The sequence below is a fragment of the Streptomyces lunalinharesii genome (assembly GCF_039532155.1).
In the GTDB taxonomy this organism is placed as follows: Bacteria; Actinomycetota; Actinomycetes; order Streptomycetales; family Streptomycetaceae; genus Streptomyces; species Streptomyces lunalinharesii.
This window is the reverse complement of the sequence record NZ_BAAARK010000056.1, coordinates 18,558-35,437: the sequence shown is the minus strand read 5'-3', so window position 1 is coordinate 35,437 and position 16,880 is coordinate 18,558. Positions and strand designations below refer to the sequence as shown.

Below are 16,880 nucleotides of genomic sequence, written 5' to 3'. Positions count from 1 at the left end.
GACCGGCCGGACGAACACACTCGGTCGACGTCCCACAACCACCTCCAAGACCAGGACTTGGAGACAGTCTGCTGGCCGACGACCAGCACGTCGATTACCCGGCCAAGGCTGTGTGACGAGCCACTAGGTGGTTCGTAGGGTCGTAGACATCGGGAACGGCCGGCCGGTTCGGTGCCGGCCGGTTCGCGGTGCCGTACCGCTGGCGCGACGAAAGGTGGAACCACCATGCCCACTCATGTTCTGGCCGAGGCCCACGGTGATGAGCGCGGAGCGCTGCTGGCCTTCCTGGAGGCGCAGCGCGGCGGGCTGCGGCGGGCCGTCCTGGGCCTGACCGACGCGCAGGCGAAGCAGCGGCCGAGCGCCAGCGAGCTGTCGCTGGGCGGCCTGGTCAAGCACGTCGCCGAGGTGGAGCAGCGCTGGCTGGAGTTCGCCCAGCAGCGGGAGCCCTCCATTCCGCGCGACCAGAACAGCTGGCACCTCGGGTTCCAGCTCCAGGACGGCGAGAGCGTCGCGGGGACGCTGGAGTTCTGGGAGGGGGTCGCGGCCGAGACGGAGAAGTTCATCCGGTCGGTACCCAGCCTCGACGACACCTTCCCGCTGCCGCCGGCCCCCTGGTTCCCCAAGGACGCCCGGCAGTCGATGCGGTGGCTGCTGCTGCACCTGATCGAGGAGACCGCACGGCACGCCGGCCACGCCGACATCGTCCGGGAGTCCCTGGACGGCAAGACGGCCTTCGCGCTGGTCGACGAGGAGCGCACGGCGCGGGAGGGGTAGCGGCCGGTCGCCGCGGCCGGCGGCCTAGGGTGGCGTCCTAGGCTGGTGGCGGGGCGCGGACGGGACGGCGCGCCGGGACGGGAGTGGCGATGTCGGCGATCCGGCTGCTGGTGCTCGGCGCCGTGCGGCAGCACGGTCGGGCGCACGGCTACCAGGTCCGCAACGACCTGGAGTACTGGGGCGCGCACGAGTGGTCCAACGCCAAGCCCGGGTCGATCTACCACGCGCTCAAGCAGATGGCGAAGCAGCAACTGCTGCACGCCCACGACACCGCACCGAGCACCGCCGGCGGTCCGCCGCGCACCGAGTACGAGCTGACCCCGGCGGGCGAGGAGGAGTACTTCCGGCTGCTGCGGGCCGCGCTGGTGCAGCGCGACCCCAAGACCGACCTGCTCAGCGCCGGCCTCGGCTTCCTCGTCGACCTGCCGCGGGCGGAGGCGGTGGCGCTGCTGGAGGAGCGGGTGCGGGCGCTCACCGAGTGGCGGACCACCGTCACGTCGTCCTACGCGCCCGAGGGCGCGGCCGGGGAACTCGGCCACATCGGCGAGATCATGCACATGTGGGTGCACGCGACGGACAGCGGCGTGGAGTGGACCCGCGGCCTGATCGCGCGGATCGAGGGCGGGGCGTACGTCTTCGCCGGCGAGGGCGCGCCGTTCGTGGGGGTGCTCGCGCCGGGGCAGCCGAACCCGTACGCGGTGCGGGACGACGCCGACGCGCAGGAGCCGGGCACCGACTGAGGAGCGGCGGGCCCCGGGGCCCGCGGCGCTCAGTGGTGGAAGGCGGTGGCGACGTTCTCCGGACGGCCCAACGGGGCCGGTTGCCGGCGGAGTTCGGGGAGCAGGTCCGCCAGGTCGGCCAGGAAGTTGTCGGCCAGGTCCAGGGAGAAGCCGTTGCGGCAGACCACCCGGAGGACGGAGAGGTCCTGGCGGTTGGGCGGGAAGCTGTAGGCGGGGACCAGCCAACCGCGCTCCTTCAACCGCCGGGACACGTCGAAGACGTCGAAGGACGTGACGTCGTCGGCGGTGGTGAAGGCGAAGACCGGCAGTTGGTCGCCGCGGGTGAGCAGCCGGAAGTCGCCCAGTGCGCCGATCCGTTCGGCCATCGAGCGGGCCACGTCGCGGGTGGCCTGCTGGACGGCGCGGTAGCCGTCCCGGCCCAGCCGCAGGAACGTGTAGTACTGGGCGGCGACCTGGGCGCCGGGGCGGGAGAAGTTGAGGGCGAAGGTGGGCAGGTCGCCGCCCAGGTAGTTGACGCGGAAGACCAGTTCCTCGGGGAGCGCCTCCCGGTCGCGCCAGAGCGCCCAGCCGACGCCCGGGTAGACCAGGCCGTACTTGTGGCCGGAGGTGTTGATCGAGGCGACCCGGGGGAGGCGGAAGTCCCACTCCAGCTCCGGGTCGAGGAACGGCGCGATCATCGCGCCGGAGGCGCCGTCCACGTGGACCGGGACGTCCAGGCCGGTGCGTTCCTGGAGGGCGTCGAGCGCCGCGCAGATCTGTGCCACCGGTTCGTAGGAGCCGTCGAAGGTCGAGCCCAGGACGGCGACGACGCCGATGGTGTTCTCGTCGCAGAGCGCGGCGGCGGAGTCCGCGTCCAGGTGGAAGCGGTCGCCCTCCATGGGGACCTGGCGGGCCTCGACCTCCCAGAAGTTGCAGAACTTCTCCCAGCAGACCTGGACGTTGGCGCCCATCACGAGGTTCGGCCGGGCGGAGCGGGGATAGCGGTCCTGGTTGCGCCTGGCCCAGCGGCGTTTGAGGGCCATGCCGGCGAGCATGCACGCCTCGCTGGAGCCGGTGGTGGAGCAGCCCATGGCGGCGCTCGGGTCGGGGACGTGCCAGAGGTTGGCGAGCATCGCCACGCAGCGCCGCTCCAGTTCGGCGGTGCGCGGGTACTCGTCCTTGTCGATCATGTTCTTGTCCCGGCACTCCGACATCAGGACGGTGGCCTGCGGCTCCATCCAAGTGGTGACGAAGGTGGCCAGGTTGAGCCGGGCGTTGCCGTCCAGCATCAGCTCGTCGTGGACGAACTGGTAGGCGTTGTGCGGGGAGATCGGGCCGTCGGGGAGGGCGTTGCGCGGGGGAGAGGTCTCCATCCCGGCGACCGGGTCGGCCTCGCCGTAGAAGGGGTTGACCGGGTGCTGCCGGTGGTCGCGGGGGCGTTCGGCGGCGCCTTTGTGCAGGGTCATCTGCTGCGGCCTTTCGTCAGCTCGTGGTGGCCAGGCCGGCTTTGACGGCCTTGGCGAACCGCACCACCCGCTCCGCCTGGACGCGGGCGGCGGTGGCGGCTTCGGCGTCGACCGGGGTGTCCGGGCCGCCGACGTGCGAGGTGCCGTAGGGGTTGCCGTCGGTGAACTTCGCCGGGTCGGTGTAGCCCGGGGCGACGAGGATGCCGCCGAAGTGGTGGACGGTGTTGTAGAGCGCCAGGAGGGTGGACTCCTGGCCGCCGTGCTTGGTGGCGGAGGCGGTGAAGCCGCTGTAGACCTTGTCGGCCAGGCGGCCCTGCTGCCAGAGGCCGCCCAGGGTGTCCACGAACTGTTTGAGCTGGGACGTCACGTTGCCGAAGCGGGTGGGGGTGCCGAAGAGCACGGCGTCCGCCCAGAGGACGTCGTCGTGGGTCGCCTCCAGGATGTCGGCGGTGGCCGCGACGTTGGCCGCCCAGGCCGGGTTGGCGTCGACGGCGGAGCGCGGGGCCAGTTCGGCGACCCGGCGCAGCCGGACGTCGGCGCCCGCGTGCTCGGCGGCGTCGGCGATCAGCCGGGCCAGCTCGGCGACGGTGCCGGTCGACGAGTAGTAGATGACGGCGACGTTGACGTCGTGCACGGGCACCACGGGCATGGGCGCACCTCCTGAAACCCGACAATAGGGGCATAAGGCGTGTGCGGCTTCCAGGGTTCGCCCAGTGGAAGCGCGACCGGGCCGGGCCCTTCGCGGACCCGGCCCGGACGGCGGGACCGGCGCCGCGCGGCGCCGGTCCGTGGTGGTCAGCTGGTGCTGGCCAGCGACAGCTTCGCGGCGAAGCCGAGGAAGGCAGCGCCGGCACCGGCGGAGAGGCCGGCCGTCAGCCGCTTGCGACGGCGGAAGGTCGCCGCCAGGAACGTCCCGCTGAAGATCAGCAGCGACAGGTAGGTGAAGCTGAAGAGCTGGGCCCAGGCGCCGAGAGTCACGAACGACAGCACCGGGTGCGCGTAGGCGGGGTCCACGAACTGCACGAAGAAGGAGATGAAGAAGAGGATCGCCTTGGGGTTGAGCAGGCTGACCACCAGCGCCCGGCGGAACGGCCGCTCGACGGTGGCCTTCGGCGCCCCCGCCGCAGCCGCGGGGGCCTCCCCGGCCGCCTGCCGCGCCGCCTCGTCCCGCAGTGCCCGGCGGGCCCGGCCGTCGCGCCACAGCGACCAGGCGCCGCGCAGCATCCCGACCGCCAGCCACGTCAGATAGCCCGCACCGACGAACTTCACGATGCCGAACAGCACCGGGCTCGTCGTCAACAGCGAGGCCACCCCGCCCGCCGACAGCGTCATCAGCACCGTGTCGCCGCACAGCACGCCCGCCGCGGCCCGGTACGCCACGCGACGGCCGCGCCGGGCGGCCACCGAGACGACGTACAGCGAGTTCGGCCCCGGCAGCAGGACGATGAGGGCGAGGCCCACCAGATACGTGGGCAGATCCGTTATTCCGAGCATGCGCGGAGGATCTCACCCGCCGGTTCGCCGCCTCACCGGGCTTTCACCATCCGGACTTGCACCTCACGTGGCGTGAGGAGCCATCGTGACGGGCATACCGACCGACCGACGAGGGAGCGGAAGTGAGCTATTCGGTGGGCCAGGTCGCCGACTTCGCCGGAGTCACGGTGCGCACCTTGCACCACTACGACGAGATCGGGCTGCTGGTGCCCGGCGCGCGCAGCCATGCGGGGCACCGGCGCTACGGCGACGACGACCTGGACCGGCTCCAGCAGATCCTGTTCTACCGGGAGCTGGGCTTTCCGCTCGACGAGGTGGCGGCCCTCCTGGACGACCCGGACGCGGACCCGCAGGAACACCTGCGGCGCCAGCACGCGCTGCTGGCCACGCGGATCGGGACGCTCCAGAAGATGGCCGCCGCCGTCGAACACGCCATGGAGGCACGCAGGATGAACGTACGGCTCACCCCGGAGGAGAAGTTCGAGGTCTTCGGCGACTTCGACCCCGACCGGCACGCCGAGGAAGCGGCCCGGCGCTGGGGTGGCACCGACGCCCACGAGCAGTCCCGGCGCCGGACGGCCACGTACACCAAGGACGACTGGAAGCGGTTGACGGCGGAGTTCGACGCCCTCCACCGCGCGATGGCGCAGCTGCTCGCGCAGGGGGTGCCGGCGGACTCCACGGCGGCGATGGACGTCGCCGAGGAGCACCGGCGCTTTATCAGCCGCGCGTACTACGACTGCACCCACGAGATCCACGCCGGACTCGGGGAGATGTACGTCGCCGACGAACGGTTCACCGCCACCTACGAGGCGATCCGCCCGGGGCTCGCGGCGTACCTGCGGGACGCGATGGTGGCGAACGCGGCGCGCAACGGGTGAGCGGCGGGCCGGCCGGCCGCGGGGCGCCGGCTGGCCCGCCCGGGTCGGTCAGCCCGCCGGTTCCAGCACCACGGCCGTGCCGTACGCACACACCTCGGTGCCCACGTCGGCGGCCTCGGTGACGTCGAAGCGGAACATCAGGACCGCGTTCGCGCCGCGCGCGCGGGCCTGCTCCACCAGGCGCTCCATGGCCTGGTTGCGGGTCTGCACGAGGGTCTTGGTCAGGCCGCGCAGCTCACCGCCGATCATCGACTTCAGCCCCGCGCCGATCTGGCTGCCGAGGTGCCGGGAGCGCACGGTGAGGCCGAAGACCTCGCCGATGACCTGTTTCACGTGAAACCCCGGTACGTCGTTGGTCGTCACGACCAGGACGTCGGACTGCGTCTGCTGTCCGCCGCCGTACTCCTCGATGCCCATGGTCCGCACCTCCTGTCCTTCCGGTCAGGATCGCCCGGCCCGGCGGGGGCGGCCAGTGGCCGGGGGCGGTCGGGTGGGGGCCCGTGGAACCGCTGGGCGCCATAGTCCGTTGATAGCTTTGGGCCGCACACTGCGCCTGCACCTCCGCTTCCGCTCGCCGCACCGGGCGAGCCGGGCGCCCTCGACCCAGGAGCCTTCACCCCGTGGAAACTCTCGCGCTCGGTCCCCAGTGGCTGAATTCGGACTACTTGATCACGACATTCGGCCTGATCGGCGTCCTGCTCATCGTCTTCGCGGAGTCCGGGCTGCTGATCGGCTTCTTCCTGCCCGGGGACTCGCTGCTGTTCACCACCGGTCTGATGGTGACGACGAACAAGATCGACAATCCGCTGTGGCTGGTGTGCGTGCTGGTGGTGCTGGCGGCCGTGCTGGGTGACCAGGCCGGTTACCTCTTCGGGCGCAAGGTCGGCCCCGCGCTCTTCACCCGACCCGACTCCCGGCTGTTCAAGCAGGAGAACGTGGAGAAGGCGCACGCCTTCTTCGAGAAGCACGGCCCGAAGTCGCTGATCCTGGCCCGGTTCGTGCCGATCGTGCGGACCTTCACGCCGATCATCGCCGGCGTGAGCCGGATGCAGTACCGCTCCTTCATCGTCTTCAACATCATCGGCGGAACGCTGTGGGGCGCCGGCGTGACGCTCCTGGGCGCCGCGCTGGGCAACGTCGAGTTCGTGCACAAGAACATCGAGGCGATCCTCGTGGGAATCGTGCTGCTCTCGGTGATTCCGGTCGCCATCGAGTTCCTGCGCGCCCGCGCCAAGTCGAAGAAGGAACCGGCCGCCCCCACGGCGAACACGCCGGAACGGGCACCGCGGGGGCGTCACGCCAAGCGGTGACGCGTTTTCTTCCCACGTTTTTGGCTTTCCCGCCGTGGGGCGTCTCGCTGTTGCGCCTGCGGCGCGGGCTTGTTGTCCGCTGCGCGGGGCTGTTGGGTGCGGTGTCGGGCCTGCGGGGGTGGTGTTGCAGGACTGCTGCGCTTTACGTCCTGCAACACCACCCCCTCCGGCCCGCCCCCTCCCGTTGAGGGTGGGTTGAAAGACGGGTGGGTGGGGGCCGGGCCCCGGCGGGTCGGTGCTGGCCACCACCCGGCGCGCTCAAGGATGTGAATCCACCCACGGAGCCGCGGGGACCCACCAACACAGGCCCCCACTCACCCCTTTCCCACCCCCATACGGGAGGGGTCGGGTTGGCGGGTGGTGGGGTGCCCGGACGTAAAGCGCAGCAGTCCGGGCACCCCACCACCCGCCAACCCGGCACCGCGCCTACCTACAAGCCCCGCGCAGCGGCAACGCGCCGCAGGCGCAAACAGCAACCCCCACGGCGGGGCAACCGACAACGTGGGAAGAAGCCCGCGCCGCCAGGCGCAAACGGCAACCACGGCGGGAAAGACAAAAACGTGGGGCGGGGCCCCGCGCAGCGGCCCGTGACGGGGAATGTCGGATCGCGACGCGGGCATCCGAAACCTTGGTGCGCGGTCCGCCGCACGTGTGAGGGCCCCCGGGGAAGCGCCGGGACCCGGCATGCGGCATCGTGTGCATGACCGGTCGGCAGGAGGCGTAGGACGAGGAGCGGAGAGACGTGGCGTCGGATCCACCACGCGGCAGCAGTAACGGCGGCAGCGGTCGGAGCAACGGCAACGGCACCTCGGAGCAGGCCGGTCCCGCCGACGAGCGCAAACCGTCGGACGAGGCACGGAGCGCCTTCACCCCGCCGTTGGGCGTGCCGTTGCCGCCGCCGCCCGAGGAGGAGCACCCCACCTCCGAGTTCGCGTTGCCCGACGGGCTGCGGCCGGACGCGTCGATCGAGCCGGAGGGGTCGGCGTTCGCCCCGCCGGGGGGCACCACGGGGCAGACCCGGCTGCCCACGTTCACGCCGCCGCACGGCATACCGGTGCTCAGCCTGACCAAGGAAGCGCCGTGGCAGGACCGGATGCGCACCATGCTGCGGATGCCGATCCACGAGCGGCCGGTGCCCGAACGGGCGGAGCGGACGGAGGAGGAGGGCGGCGGCCCCGCCGTGCCCCGCGTCCTGGACCTGACGCTGCGTATCGGCGAGATCCTGTTGGCCGGTGGCGAGGGCGCCGAGGACGTCGAGGCGGCGATGTTCGGCGTGGCGCACGCCTACGGCCTGGAGCGGGTCGAGCCGACCGTCACCTTCACCCTGCTGTCGATCTCGTACCAGCCGTCGCTGGTCGACGATCCGGTCACCGCGAGCCGGACGGTGCGGCGGCGCGGCGTCGACTACAACCGGCTGTCCGCGGTCTTCCGGCTGGTCGACGAGATCACGTCCGAGGGGATCAGCCTCGAAGAGGCGTACCGCGGCCTGGCGGAGATCCGACGCAACCGGCACCCGTACCCGAGTTGGGGGCTGACGCTGGCCTCGGGGCTGCTGTCCGGCGCGGCGAGCATGTTGGTCGGCGGCGGGACGCTGGTGTTCGTCGCGGCGGCGATCGGTTCGATGTTCGGCGACCGGATCGCCTGGCTGGCGTCGGCGCGCGGGCTGCCGGAGTTCTACCAGTTCGTGGTCGCGGCGATGCCGCCCGCCGCGATGGGTCTGGTCTTCGCCCTGGCGCACTCCAACGTGCAGTCCTCCGCGGTGATCACCGGTGGGCTGTTCGCGCTGATCCCGGGGCGGGCGCTGGTCGCCAGCGTGCAGGACGGGCTGACCGGCTACTACATCACCGCCGCCGCCCGGTTGTTGGAGGTCGGCTACCTGATCGTCGGCATCGTCGTCGGCGTGCTGTCCGTGCTCTACCTCGGGCTCCAGGTCGATCCGGGTCTCAAGCGGCTCAACCCGGAGCAGGCGCTGCAGCTCTACAACGAGCCCGGGGTGCAGATCATCGCGTCGATGCTGCTGGCGCTGGCGTTCTGCGTCCTGCTCCAACAGGAGCGGCACACGGTGGCGTTCGCGACCATAAACGGCGGGGTCGCGTGGGTGGTCTACGGGGCGCTGACCGTCACCGCCGGATTCAACGCGGTGCCGTCCACGGCGATCGCCGCCGGGCTCGTCGGCCTCTTCGGCCAGCTGCTCTCCCGCTACCGCTACGCCTCGGCGCTGCCGTACGTGACCGCGGCGATCGGGCCGCTGCTGCCTGGTAGCGCGACCTACTTCGGACTGCTGAACTTCGCCCAGGGCAACCTGCTGGAAGGTTTCTCCTCCCTGATCAAGGCCGCCTCGCTGGCGCTGGCGATCGCCGTCGGGGTCAACCTCGGTGGCGAGGTCGCCCGGCTGTTCCTGCGGGCGCCGGGCCTCACCGAGGCGGGCGCCGGGCGCCGGGCGGCGAAGCGGACCCGCGGCTTCTAGGCGACGGACCCGCGACACGGACGACGGGCGGCCCCCAGATGGGTGCCGCCCGTTCGCGTATGAAAATCAGAGCGCGTCAGCGGGCGCGCGGGGCTCCGGAGAACCCCGCCTCGCCCACCGGTCCGGCTCCGGTCGGGTCAGTGCCCGCCCTGCGCCTCGTAGCGCTTGTACGAGCGCTCGATCTCGGCCTCGGCGTCGGTGCGGCCGACCCAGTCGGCGCCCTCGACGGACTTGCCGGGCTCCAGGTCCTTGTAGACCTCGAAGAAGTGCTGGATCTCCAGGCGGTCGAACTCCGAGACGTGGTGGATGTCGCGGAGGTGCTCGACGCGCGGGTCGGAGGCGGGGACGCACAGCAGCTTGTCGTCGCCGCCGGCCTCGTCCGTCATCCGGAACATGCCGATGGCACGGCACTTGATGAGGCAACCGGGGAAGGTCGGCTCGTCCAGGATGACCAGGGCGTCCAGCGGGTCGCCGTCCTCGCCCAGGGTGTCCTCGACGAAGCCGTAGTCGGCCGGGTAACTGGTCGAGGTGAAGAGTCGACGGTCCAGGCGGATCCGACCGGTCTCGTGGTCCACCTCGTACTTGTTCCGCGAACCCTTCGGGATCTCGATGGTGACGTCGAACTCCACGGGTGGCTCCTCCATGATCAACACATACGTCTGGTGATTAAGTGTCCCCCACGCAGGTGTGTGGTGGCGAAAGGGGCTGGTCCGAAGTGCCCGAGACCCGAACATGGCAGGTCAGATGGCAGTCGGCACAGCGTTCCGCGCGGGTGGCGGCACGCCGGGCCGGGCGCTGCGCACGCACCGCGGCACGCAGTGCACAGCGCGCTGCACACGTGACGTCGGGCGCCGCCCAGCAGGCGTGGCAGGCCGCACCCCGGCACACGCGGCAGACCTGGCAACTGACCGCGCTGTCCGCCGCCACCGGTCTGTCGGTCGCGGTCGTCGCGGTCGCGGCGGCCGGGCCGTGGGACTCCGGTCAGCGTACGGCCGAGCGGGCGGCGGCGGTCCCCGCTCCGACGACAGGTGGCGAGCATCACGACGACGGCCGGGCGCCGGGCCCGGCGCCCAGCGCACCGGCCGTGCTGACCGCGCTCGGCGAGCCCGCGCACGGTGCGGTGGGCCGGGGGGCCGTGCCGGTGCCCACCGACGCCGGGCTGGCCGACGCCCTGGCGCCGCTGCTGGCCGATCCGGCACTGGGCCCGCTGCGCACCGCCTCCGTCGTGGACGTGGCGAACGGCCGGCAGGTCTTCGGCGCGAAGCAGGACGAGGCGGCCACCCCCGCCTCCACGGTCAAGCTGGCCACCGCGGTGGCCGCGCTCTCCCGGCTCGGCGCCGACCACCGCATCGACACCGGCGTCGTACTGGCCGGCAAGGACCGGATCGTCCTGGTGGGGGGCGGCGACCCGACGCTCACCGCCCGGGCGCCCGGCGCCGGCGCCGGCGACCGGCCGGCCAGCCTGGCGGACCTCGCCGACGCCACCGCCCGCGCCCTGAAGCAGCGCGGGCTCGGCACCGTCGGCCTCGACTACGACGCCTCCGCCTACACGGGGCCCGTCGAGCACCCCATCGGTCCCAACGAGAACATCGCCCCGGTCACCGCCCTGATGACCGACGAGGCCCGCCTCGACGACAGCGACCACGGGACCGCGCCGCGCTCCACCGACCCCGCGGGCGACGCCGCCCGCGCGTTCGCCGGCCTCCTCAAGGAGCGCGGGATCACGGTCACGGGGGACCCCGGTGCGGCCCGCGCCCCCAAGGCCGCCGAGCGGATCGCCGTCGTCCACTCGCTGCCGCTGTCCGCCCTCGTCGAGCGGATGCTGACCTACAGCGACAACGACATCGCCGAGGCGCTGGCCCGGCAGACCGCGCTCGCCGCCCATCGGCCCGCCAGCTTCGACGGCGCCGCCGCGGCCGTGCGGGACGCGCTGGCCGCCGAGCACCTGCCGCTGGCCGGCGCGGTCTTCGAGGACGGCAGCGGCCTGGACCGGGACGACAAGGTCTCCGCGAACCTGCTCTCGCACCTGCTGCTGGCCGCCGCCGCGCCCCACCAGCCCGACCTGCGGCCGATCGTCACCGGCCTCCCGGTCGCCGCCTTCACCGGGACCCTCAGCGGCCGTTACGTGGGCGACACCGCCGGGGCCGGCACCGTGCGCGCCAAGACCGGCACCCTCACCGGCGTGAACACCCTCGCCGGCACCGTCGTCGACGCCGACGGGCGCCTGCTGGCCTTCGCCTTCATGACCACCGGGACCACCGACCCGCAGGCCGCCCAGAAGGCCCTGGACCGGATGGCGTCCACGGTCGCCAACTGCGGCTGCCGCTAGCGGGCGCGCCCGGTGGCCTCCGGACCGCGCCACGGCCCGCCGGCCGCCGGACACCCGGCAACCTGCGCCGACCGTCCCGGTCGGCTACCCCACGACGGACCGGGCCCGTACGGTGAACCCATGACGAGCATCGGTGGTGTGGAGATGGTCGACTGGAATCTCGCGGTGGCGACCGCGACCCGGTTCGTACGGCCCGGACCGGAGGTGAGCCGGGACGAGGCGCGGGCGATCGTCGCCGAGCTGCGCCAGCACGCCAAGGCGTCCGAGACCCACGTCCGCGCGTTCACCCGGATGGCTCGGCCCGGTGCGGAGGGCGAGCCGGCGCCGCACGACACGCCGGTCCTGGTGGTGGACCGGCCCGGCTGGATCCGGGCCAACGTCGCCGGGTTCCGGGCGGTGCTGAAGCCGTTGCTCGCCAAGATGGAGGACCGGCGGTCCTCGACGCCCGGCGGCGCGGTGCTCGGCGCGGTCGGCGGCAAGGTGACCGGGGTCGAGCTCGGCATGCTGCTGTCGTTCCTGGCCTCGCGGGTGCTGGGCCAGTACGAGACGTTCGCCCCGGCCTCGCGCGAGCTGCCGGCGGGGACGCAGGGCGGCCGGCTGCTGCTGGTGGCGCCGAACATCGTCCACGTGGAGCGGGAACTCGACGTGGCGCCGCACGACTTCCGGCTCTGGGTGTGCCTGCACGAGGAGACCCACCGGACCCAGTTCAGCGCCGTGCCCTGGTTGCGGGACCACATCGAGGGCGAGGTCCAGTCCTTCCTCGCGGAGACCGACATCGACCCGGGGACGCTGCTGGAGCGGCTGCGGGAGGCCGCGCAGTCGCTGGCCGGCGCCAAGCCGGAGGGCGAGGAGGGCGACGAGGGCCGGTCGCTGGTGGACCTGGTGCAGACGCCCGCGCAGCGGGAGATCCTCGGGCGGCTGACCGCGGTGATGTCGCTGCTGGAGGGGCACGCCGACTTCGTCATGGACGGGGTGGGCCCCGAGGTGGTGCCCTCGGTGGCGGAGATCCGGGAGAAGTTCCAGAAGCGGCGGGCCAGCGGCGCGGGCCGACTGGACGTGGCGCTGCGGAAGCTGCTGGGACTGGACGCGAAGCTCCGGCAGTACCGTGACGGCGAGCGGTTCGTGCGGTCCGTCGTCGAGGAGGTCGGCATGGACGGCTTCAACCGCATCTGGACGTCGCCGAACACCCTCCCCACCAAACTGGAGATCGCCAAACCGGCGGACTGGGTCGCGCGGGTGCACCGGAAGGCGGAGGGGGCACCGTAAGCACGGGACGTGAGCTGGGCACGCCGTGCGGCAGAAGAGCGCCCCTCCAATCACCCGTCTGAGGGACCGTGACCGATGGATAGGCGTGCAATGCTCGGGGAACTGCTCGCCTCTGTCACCATCTAGGCACTCTGTGTGACGAGGTGCCGTCCACGGCCCGAGGCTCACCCCCCAGCTGAACGATTGGAAACGGACATGGGTCCCCATCCAGCGGTCGCCGCGATACGCCTGGCGGTCCGCCGCGTACTCCACGACGTGCTCAACCACCACTGCGCGCAGGACCGGCACGGTGCCCCGCTCGTGCTCGTCGCCTGCTCCGGCGGCGCCGATTCGATGGCGCTCGCCTCCGCCCTCGCCTTCGAGGCCCCCAAGCTGGGCGTCCGCGCCGGGGGCGTGACCATCGACCACGGCCTCCAGGAAGGCTCCGACCTCCGTGCCGCCGAGGTCGCGCTGCGCCTGCGGGCCCTCAAGCTCGACCCCGTCGACGTGGTCAGCGTCGAGGTGGGCCGGGCCGGCGGCCCGGAAGCGGCCGCCCGGGACGCCCGCTACGCCGCCCTGGACGCCACCGCCGACCGCCACGGCGCCAGTGCGGTGCTCCTCGGTCACACCCGCGACGACCAGGCGGAGACCGTCCTGCTCGGGCTGGCCCGCGGCTCCGGCATCCGCTCGCTCTCCGGGATGGCCGCCGCCGCCGGGACGAACGGCCGCTACCGCCGCCCCTTCCTGGACGTGGACCGACAGACGGCCCGCACGGCCTGCCTGATCCAGGCGCTGCCCGTCTGGGACGACCCCCACAACACCGACCCCGCCTACACCCGCTCACGACTGCGCCACGAGGGGCTGCCTGCCCTGGAGAAGTGCCTGGGCAAGGGCGTCGTGGAGGCCCTGGCGCGGACCGCGCAGCTGTCCCGTGACGACGCCGACGCACTGGACGCCTGGGCCGCCGAGGCCGAGGCGACGGTCGTCGACGAGGACGGCACCCTCGACGCCGCGGGGCTCTTCGGGCTGCCGCCCGCGGTGCGCCGCCGGGTGCTGCGTCGGGCGGTCATCGCCGCGGGTTCGCCGGCCGGTTCGCTCTTCGCCCGGCACATCGAGGAAGTGGACCGACTCATCACGGCCTGGCGGGGGCAAGGGGCCATCAACCTCCCCGGGCGCGTGGGTGTGCGACGGCAGGGTGGCAGACTGGTCATTCGGCAGGGCTGAGCCGCAGGAGACCGCGCCCTGTTTCGTGATCTCGCGACCGGTTCCCGCCGTGAGGTCCACGACCGACCTGCACACCGAACCGAGCGAGAGTGGCACGGGTGGACGACAAGGACATGGGCGCCGACCTTCAGTCGGTGCTCATCACTGAAGAAGAGATCAACGCGAAGCTGGCGGAGCTGGCTGCGAAGATCGACGCGGAGTACGCGGGCAAGGACCTGCTCATCGTCGGTGTCCTCAAGGGCGCGGTGATGGTGATGGCGGACCTGGCGCGTGCCCTGTCCACTCCCGTCACGATGGACTGGATGGCCGTGTCCTCCTACGGCGCGGGCACCCAGTCCTCCGGCGTGGTCCGGATCCTCAAGGACCTGGACACCGACATCAAGGGCAAGCACGTCCTGATCGTCGAGGACATCATCGACTCGGGCCTGACGCTGTCGTGGCTGCTGTCCAACCTCGGCTCGCGCGAGCCCGCCTCGCTGGAGGTCTGCACGCTGCTGCGGAAGCCCGACGCGGCCAAGGTGGCGATCGACGTGAAGTGGATCGGCTTCGACATTCCCAACGAATTCGTCGTGGGCTACGGCCTGGACTTTGCGGAGAAGTACCGCAACCTGCCGTTCGTCGGTACCCTCTCGCCCCACGTGTACGGCGGCTGAGAGCGTTCCCGCGCTCGCCGGTCACCGTGCCGGACGAGCGCTCGGACGGCTCGTGCCGCCCGGCGGGAACCCTTCGGGGTTTCCCGCCGTTGGAGCAGGGAGAGGGGAATCCCCGGCTTCGTTGTTCACTGTCGGCGCAGGCGCCGGGTGACAATGCTGGGGTACCGTCCGAAGGCAATCTGTTTTCGGGCGAGTAATACGACACCGTATACGCACGACCAGCCCTCCCGAGGGCGTTGTGCCTCACTGTGGCAGGAGGGACGGGGCCTTAGGCGGCTCCGTATGGATGGACGTGAAGCGATACTTCCGTGGGCCGGTCATGTGGATCGTGCTGGCCGTCCTCGCCGTGGTCGTGTTGATGCAGGTCGTCGGCTCGTCCGGCGGCTTTAAGACGGTGGACACCGGTCAGGTCGTCAAGGCGATTGCTGACAACAAGGTGAAATCCGCCGAGCTGACCACCGGCGACGAGAACAAGATCAAGGTCGAGCTGTCCGGGGACTACAAGGTCTCCGGCTCCAACAAGATTCAGGCCAGCTACATCGGCGACCAGGGCGTTGACCTGGCGAAGAACCTGCAGGCCAAGTACCAGACCGGCGAGATCAAGGACGGCTACACCGTCTCGCCGTCGAAGCAGAACCCGTTCGTCGGCGTGCTGCTCTCGCTGCTGCCGTTCGTGCTCATCGTGGTCGTCTTCCTGTTCCTGATGAATCAGATGCAGGGCGGCGGCTCCCGGGTGATGAACTTCGGCAAGTCGAAGGCGAAGCTGATCACCAAGGACACCCCCAAGACGACCTTCTCGGACGTCGCGGGTGCCGACGAGGCCGTCGAGGAGCTCCACGAGATCAAGGAGTTCCTCCAGGAGCCGGCGAAGTTCCAGGCCGTCGGCGCCAAGATCCCGAAGGGCGTGCTGCTCTACGGCCCGCCCGGTACGGGCAAGACGCTGCTCGCGCGCGCCGTCGCGGGCGAGGCCGGCGTCCCGTTCTACTCGATCTCCGGTTCCGACTTCGTCGAGATGTTCGTCGGTGTCGGTGCCTCCCGGGTCCGTGACCTCTTTGAGCAGGCCAAGGCGAACGCCCCGGCGATCGTCTTCGTCGACGAGATCGACGCCGTCGGCCGGCACCGCGGTGCGGGTCTCGGCGGCGGTCACGACGAGCGCGAGCAGACCCTCAACCAGCTCCTCGTCGAGATGGACGGCTTCGACGTGAAGGGCGGCGTGATCCTCATCGCCGCCACCAACCGGCCGGACATCCTCGACCCGGCGCTGCTGCGCCCGGGCCGGTTCGACCGGCAGATCGCCGTCGACCGTCCGGACCTGCAGGGCCGCCTGGAGATCCTCAAGGTCCACCAGAAGGGCAAGCCGGTCGCGCCGGACGTCGACCTCTCGGCCGTCGCCAAGCGCACCCCCGGCTTCACCGGTGCCGATCTGTCCAACGTCCTGAACGAAGCCGCCCTGCTGACGGCCCGTAGCGACGAGAAGCTGATCGACAACCACTTCCTGGACGAGGCGATCGACCGCGTCGTGGCCGGTCCGCAGAAGCGGACCCGGATCATGTCCGAGAAGGAGAAGAAGATCACCGCGTACCACGAGGGCGGACACGCCCTGGTCGCGGCGGCTTCGCCGAACTCCGACCCGGTCCACAAGATCACGATCCTGTCCCGCGGCCGGGCCCTGGGCTACACCATGGTCCTGCCCGACGAGGACAAGTACTCCACCACCCGCAACGAGATGCTCGACCAGCTGGCGTACATGCTGGGCGGGCGTGCGGCGGAGGAGCTGGTCTTCCACGACCCGACCACCGGTGCGGCCAACGACATCGAGAAGGCGACCGCCACCGCCCGCGCGATGGTCACGCAGTACGGCATGACCGAGCGGCTCGGCGCGATCAAGTTCGGCTCGGACAACTCCGAGCCGTTCCTGGGCCGCGAGATGGCGCACCAGCGCGACTACTCGGAAGAGGTCGCCGCGCTGGTCGACGAGGAAGTCAAGAAGCTCATCGAGACCGCGCACAACGAGGCGTGGGAGATCCTGGTCGAGAACCGCGACGTGCTCGACAACCTCGTTCTGGAGCTCCTGGAGAAGGAGACCCTCAACAAGGAGCAGATCGCCGAGGTCTTCAAGCACATCGTGAAGCGCCCGGCCCGCCCGGCGTGGACCGGCTCCTCGCGCCGTACGCCCTCGACCCGTCCGCCGGTGCTGACGCCCAAGGAGCTGGCCCCGGCCAACGGCTCCGCGGCACCGTCGGTCTCCATGGACAAGGCGGAGAGCACCGAGGAACCGCGTCCGGAGAGCTGATCGACGGCCGTACGGCCCCGGAATA

The 16,880-nt window shown here is 71.5% G+C and carries 15 protein-coding genes; 10 read left to right on the top strand and 5 right to left on the bottom strand.

The window, feature by feature from the left end; genetic code table 11:
• Positions 1-225: 225 nt before the first annotated feature.
• Both ABD385_RS38210 and ABD385_RS38205 read left to right on the top strand, forming a co-directional pair.
• Positions 226-774, top strand: a complete 549-nt coding sequence (locus tag ABD385_RS38210; protein WP_344584482.1) for a DinB family protein — start codon at positions 226-228, stop codon at positions 772-774.
• Between the two features lie 89 nt (positions 775-863).
• Positions 864-1,514, top strand: coding sequence for a PadR family transcriptional regulator (locus ABD385_RS38205; protein ID WP_344584481.1), 651 nt, complete (start codon positions 864-866; stop codon positions 1,512-1,514).
• Between the two features lie 29 nt (positions 1,515-1,543).
• On the opposite strand, the gene gad is transcribed toward ABD385_RS38205, so the two are convergent.
• The 3 genes from gad to leuE form a co-directional block, all read right to left on the bottom strand.
• Positions 1,544-2,959: a glutamate decarboxylase gene (gene gad / locus ABD385_RS38200; protein ID WP_344584479.1), complete on the bottom strand. Its 1,416-nt coding sequence runs from the start codon at positions 2,957-2,959 to the stop codon at positions 1,544-1,546.
• A 16-nt stretch (positions 2,960-2,975) separates the two neighbouring features.
• Positions 2,976-3,608 carry an NAD(P)H:quinone oxidoreductase gene (gene wrbA / locus ABD385_RS38195; protein ID WP_344584477.1) on the bottom strand — a complete coding sequence of 211 codons (633 nt, stop codon included), beginning with the start codon at positions 3,606-3,608 and terminating at the stop codon, positions 2,976-2,978.
• 146 nt (positions 3,609-3,754) lie between these two features.
• A complete protein-coding gene (gene leuE / locus ABD385_RS38190; protein WP_344584475.1) occupies positions 3,755-4,453 on the bottom strand; it encodes a leucine efflux protein LeuE in 699 nt (232 codons plus the stop codon).
• A gap of 122 nt (positions 4,454-4,575) precedes the next feature.
• On the opposite strand from leuE, the gene ABD385_RS38185 reads away from it, so the two are divergent.
• Entirely contained in the window at positions 4,576-5,334 is a 759-nt protein-coding gene (locus ABD385_RS38185; protein WP_344584473.1) for a MerR family transcriptional regulator, read from the top strand.
• 48 nt (positions 5,335-5,382) lie between these two features.
• On the opposite strand, the gene ABD385_RS38180 is transcribed toward ABD385_RS38185, so the two are convergent.
• Entirely contained in the window at positions 5,383-5,751 is a 369-nt protein-coding gene (locus ABD385_RS38180; RefSeq protein WP_016578170.1) for a YbjQ family protein, read from the bottom strand.
• Positions 5,752-5,954: 203 nt separating this feature from the next.
• On the opposite strand from ABD385_RS38180, the gene ABD385_RS38175 reads away from it, so the two are divergent.
• Both ABD385_RS38175 and ABD385_RS38170 read left to right on the top strand, forming a co-directional pair.
• Positions 5,955-6,644, top strand: a complete 690-nt coding sequence (locus tag ABD385_RS38175; protein ID WP_344584472.1) for a DedA family protein — start codon at positions 5,955-5,957, stop codon at positions 6,642-6,644.
• A gap of 742 nt (positions 6,645-7,386) precedes the next feature.
• The gene (locus ABD385_RS38170; RefSeq protein WP_344584470.1) at positions 7,387-9,111 is read left to right on the top strand and encodes a threonine/serine exporter family protein; all 1,725 of its coding nucleotides are present in this window, start codon (positions 7,387-7,389) and stop codon (positions 9,109-9,111) included.
• A gap of 137 nt (positions 9,112-9,248) precedes the next feature.
• Here the strand turns inward: ABD385_RS38170 and ABD385_RS38165 are convergent, their stop codons facing one another.
• Positions 9,249-9,740, bottom strand: a complete 492-nt coding sequence (locus tag ABD385_RS38165; RefSeq protein WP_344584490.1) for an inorganic diphosphatase — start codon at positions 9,738-9,740, stop codon at positions 9,249-9,251.
• Positions 9,741-9,826: 86 nt separating this feature from the next.
• Here ABD385_RS38165 and dacB point away from each other — a divergent pair, with 86 nt between their 5' ends.
• The 5 genes from dacB to ftsH all read left to right on the top strand — a co-directional run bounded on the left by dacB (position 9,827) and on the right by ftsH (position 16,855).
• On the top strand, positions 9,827-11,440 hold the full coding sequence (dacB, locus tag ABD385_RS38160) for a D-alanyl-D-alanine carboxypeptidase/D-alanyl-D-alanine endopeptidase (protein ID WP_425585579.1): 1,614 nt from the start codon (positions 9,827-9,829) through the stop codon (positions 11,438-11,440).
• 120 nt (positions 11,441-11,560) lie between these two features.
• A complete protein-coding gene (locus tag ABD385_RS38155) occupies positions 11,561-12,706 on the top strand; it encodes a zinc-dependent metalloprotease (protein WP_344584467.1) in 1,146 nt (381 codons plus the stop codon).
• A gap of 195 nt (positions 12,707-12,901) precedes the next feature.
• Positions 12,902-13,909, top strand: a complete 1,008-nt coding sequence (gene tilS / locus ABD385_RS38150; RefSeq protein ID WP_344584465.1) for a tRNA lysidine(34) synthetase TilS — start codon at positions 12,902-12,904, stop codon at positions 13,907-13,909.
• 113 nt (positions 13,910-14,022) lie between these two features.
• Positions 14,023-14,562: a hypoxanthine phosphoribosyltransferase gene (gene hpt / locus ABD385_RS38145; RefSeq protein WP_344584488.1), complete on the top strand. Its 540-nt coding sequence runs from the start codon at positions 14,023-14,025 to the stop codon at positions 14,560-14,562.
• A 286-nt stretch (positions 14,563-14,848) separates the two neighbouring features.
• On the top strand, positions 14,849-16,855 hold the full coding sequence (gene ftsH, locus ABD385_RS38140; protein WP_344584464.1) for an ATP-dependent zinc metalloprotease FtsH: 2,007 nt from the start codon (positions 14,849-14,851) through the stop codon (positions 16,853-16,855).
• Positions 16,856-16,880: the final 25 nt, after the last annotated feature.

Excerpts from the sequence above, each read along its gene's own strand:
- ABD385_RS38210 (WP_344584482.1), top strand. The coding sequence starts at position 226 with ATGCCCACTCATGTTCTGGCCGAGGCCCACGGTGATGAGCGCGGAGCG.
- ABD385_RS38180 (WP_016578170.1), bottom strand. The coding sequence starts at position 5,751 with ATGGGCATCGAGGAGTACGGCGGCGGACAGCAGACGCAGTCCGACGTC.
- hpt (WP_344584488.1), top strand. The coding sequence starts at position 14,023 with ATGGGCGCCGACCTTCAGTCGGTGCTCATCACTGAAGAAGAGATCAAC.
- leuE (WP_344584475.1), bottom strand. The coding sequence starts at position 4,453 with ATGCTCGGAATAACGGATCTGCCCACGTATCTGGTGGGCCTCGCCCTC.
- ftsH (WP_344584464.1), top strand. The coding sequence starts at position 14,849 with ATGGACGTGAAGCGATACTTCCGTGGGCCGGTCATGTGGATCGTGCTG.
- ABD385_RS38155 (WP_344584467.1), top strand. The coding sequence starts at position 11,561 with ATGACGAGCATCGGTGGTGTGGAGATGGTCGACTGGAATCTCGCGGTG.
- gad (WP_344584479.1), bottom strand. The coding sequence starts at position 2,959 with ATGACCCTGCACAAAGGCGCCGCCGAACGCCCCCGCGACCACCGGCAG.
- wrbA (WP_344584477.1), bottom strand. The coding sequence starts at position 3,608 with ATGCCCGTGGTGCCCGTGCACGACGTCAACGTCGCCGTCATCTACTAC.
- ABD385_RS38205 (WP_344584481.1), top strand. The coding sequence starts at position 864 with ATGTCGGCGATCCGGCTGCTGGTGCTCGGCGCCGTGCGGCAGCACGGT.
- tilS (WP_344584465.1), top strand. The coding sequence starts at position 12,902 with ATGGGTCCCCATCCAGCGGTCGCCGCGATACGCCTGGCGGTCCGCCGC.